Raw genomic sequence first — 2363 nt, 5'->3', positions numbered from 1 at the left:
GGTTGATAGGTTCGAGGTAGAAGCGTGGTGACACGTGAAGCTGACGGATACTAATCGATCGAGGACTTAACTAAATTCTTTTAGATCGTCCGTTGATAACACTCTTATTTAGTTTTTAGGGTATAAATCATACATATTTTATAAATATACTTGATTTTTCTCTGGAATCAATTATAATATTGATTGTCATTAAATTTTTGATAGCACTTGGAACAAAAAATGTCTGGTAGCAATAGCGAAGAGGTCACACCTGTTCCCATACCGAACACAGAAGTTAAGCTCTTCAGCGCCGATGGTAGTTGGGACTTTGTCCCTGCAAGAGTAGGACGTCGCCAGGCATATTCCATTCCACAGTAACATAGCTGTATTTACTTTATAAGAATTTAAGGTTATGTGGGGAGTAAAGCTGCTTTGAATAAAACTTGCATATAGACAAGCCTGAGATTGCTTGAGTTGCAATGATATTCTATTCCACAGTAGCTCAGTGGTAGAGCAATCGGCTGTTAACCGATCGGTCGTAGGTTCGAATCCTACCTGTGGAGCCATGGAGAGCTGTCCGAGTGGCCGAAGGAGCATGATTGGAAATCATGTAGGCTGTTTGCGCGGCCTCGAGGGTTCGAATCCCTCGCTCTCCGCCACTTTTAAAATATTATTGGCCCGTTGGTCAAGCGGTTAAGACACCGCCCTTTCACGGCGGTATCACGGGTTCGAATCCCGTACGGGTCACCAACATGGAGGATTAGCTCAGCTGGGAGAGCACCTGCCTTACAAGCAGGGGGTCGCAGGTTCGAGCCCTGCATCCTCCACCATGTTTTTTGCAACACGAAGAAGAGCAGTTATGATTTAAAACTTGGAACAAATTAATATTATCTTTCATATCGCGGGGTGGAGCAGTCTGGTAGCTCGTTGGGCTCATAACCCAGAGGTCGTAGGTTCAAATCCTGCCCCCGCAACCAATTTACTTCAATTAACTACGTCGGATCGACATCCTGTTAATTGAAAATCAGTAGTACTTGGGAGTGCAACCAAATTACTTTCAACTAACTGCGTTGAAATTACATCAATGCTAGTTGAAGATGTGTAGTACTTGGGAGTGCAACTTAAATAATGGTCCGGTAGTTCAGTTGGTTAGAATGCCTGCCTGTCACGCAGGAGGTCGCGGGTTCGAGTCCCGTCCGGACCGCCATTTTTAACATGTTAGATCCACGATTATAATTTTTCAAATAAGGCTCGGTAGCTCAGTCGGTAGAGCAAGGGACTGAAAATCCCTGTGTCGGCGGTTCGATTCCGTCCCGAGCCACCATTTTTGTATTTTTATGTATAAACATTATATATGGAGGGGTAGCGAAGTGGCTAAACGCGGCGGACTGTAAATCCGCTCCCTCAGGGTTCGGCAGTTCGAATCTGCCCCCCTCCACCATTTGTTTTTTTATAGTTAAGTAGGGGTATAGTTTAATGGTAAAACGAAGGTCTCCAAAACCTTTGATGTGGGTTCGATTCCTACTACCCCTGCCATTTTTGTAATATGGCGGTCGTGGCGAAGTGGTAAACGCACCGGATTGTGGCTCCGGCATACGTGGGTTCGATCCCCACCGGTCGCCCCTTTTTTAATTAATGGGCTATAGCCAAGCGGTAAGGCATCGGGTTTTGATCCCGTGTATCCTAGGTTCGAATCCTAGTAGCCCAGCCATTTGCGGAAGTAGTTCAGTGGTAGAACACCACCTTGCCAAGGTGGGGGTCGCGGGTTCGAATCCCGTCTTCCGCTCCATGATTTTATTATCATATGGCGGTATAGCCAAGTGGTAAGGCAGAGGTCTGCAAAACCTTTACCACCGGTTCAAATCCGGTTACCGCCTCCATTATTATACACACATGCCGGTGTGGCGGAATTGGCAGACGCGCGGGATTCAAAATCCCGTGTCTTCACGGACGTGTCGGTTCGATCCCGACCACCGGTACTTATAAACGTTGATAGAACGACGTTCATTCGGAATTAATCCGTTTGGACGTCGTTTTTTTATTTACATTTTACGCAGTACGTGCGGTAATATAAAGGACACAACATTAATGCCATTATCCTTGCTAAGTATATACTGCAGTAGGATTAATGCAAATCAGCTATGTCGATTTTTAAAAGCATGATACTTAAAATTATCATTGCTAGGCAGAAATATTCGGCAATTCTAAGAAGTCACAATAGAATAGAAATGGTATAATAAAAAAAACATTAAAATACAAGACTTGTGGTGATAAGTCAAGTAAAAAATGATAAAAGAAAAAGATAAAAACTGGCATTAAAGGTTAAAAAGAGCGCACTAAACTAAACCCACCCAATTAACTGAAACAATTGTTCGGGCCTGCTG

Annotated in this window: 14 tRNA genes and 1 rRNA gene; all 15 read left to right on the top strand. The window is 44.1% G+C overall.

The features are described from left to right. The first annotated feature begins 222 nt into the window (after positions 1-222). The 15 genes from rrf to CIL05_RS21290 all read left to right on the top strand — a co-directional run bounded on the left by rrf (position 223) and on the right by CIL05_RS21290 (position 1958). Positions 223-338 (top strand): 5S ribosomal RNA (rrf, locus tag CIL05_RS21360). 132 nt (positions 339-470) lie between these two features. Next, positions 471-545, top strand: a tRNA-Asn gene (locus CIL05_RS21355). A 1-nt stretch (position 546) separates the two neighbouring features. Next, positions 547-638: transfer RNA gene (locus CIL05_RS21350), tRNA-Ser, on the top strand. Between the two features lie 16 nt (positions 639-654). Next, positions 655-729 (top strand) — tRNA-Glu (locus CIL05_RS21345). Between the two features lie 4 nt (positions 730-733). Further along, positions 734-809, top strand: a tRNA-Val gene (locus tag CIL05_RS21340). 70 nt (positions 810-879) lie between these two features. Beyond that, positions 880-956: transfer RNA gene (locus CIL05_RS21335), tRNA-Met, on the top strand. A gap of 153 nt (positions 957-1109) precedes the next feature. Continuing rightward, positions 1110-1186: transfer RNA gene (locus CIL05_RS21330), tRNA-Asp, on the top strand. A 41-nt stretch (positions 1187-1227) separates the two neighbouring features. After that, a tRNA-Phe gene (locus CIL05_RS21325) sits at positions 1228-1303 on the top strand. A 32-nt stretch (positions 1304-1335) separates the two neighbouring features. Next, positions 1336-1420, top strand: a tRNA-Tyr gene (locus CIL05_RS21320). 21 nt (positions 1421-1441) lie between these two features. After that, a tRNA-Trp gene (locus CIL05_RS21315) sits at positions 1442-1515 on the top strand. Between the two features lie 13 nt (positions 1516-1528). Beyond that, a tRNA-His gene (locus tag CIL05_RS21310) sits at positions 1529-1601 on the top strand. A gap of 14 nt (positions 1602-1615) precedes the next feature. After that, positions 1616-1690, top strand: a tRNA-Gln gene (locus CIL05_RS21305). 3 nt (positions 1691-1693) lie between these two features. After that, positions 1694-1768: transfer RNA gene (locus tag CIL05_RS21300), tRNA-Gly, on the top strand. Positions 1769-1785: 17 nt separating this feature from the next. Beyond that, positions 1786-1859, top strand: a tRNA-Cys gene (locus tag CIL05_RS21295). A gap of 15 nt (positions 1860-1874) precedes the next feature. Beyond that, positions 1875-1958: transfer RNA gene (locus CIL05_RS21290), tRNA-Leu, on the top strand. The last annotated feature ends 405 nt before the right edge of the window (positions 1959-2363 follow it).

It is taken from the genome of Virgibacillus profundi (assembly GCF_002287375.1).
GTDB lineage: Bacteria > Bacillota > Bacilli > Bacillales > Amphibacillaceae > Virgibacillus_K > Virgibacillus_K profundi.
Note: the sequence above shows the minus strand (reverse complement) of the source record. Positions and strands in the feature narration are given on the sequence as shown.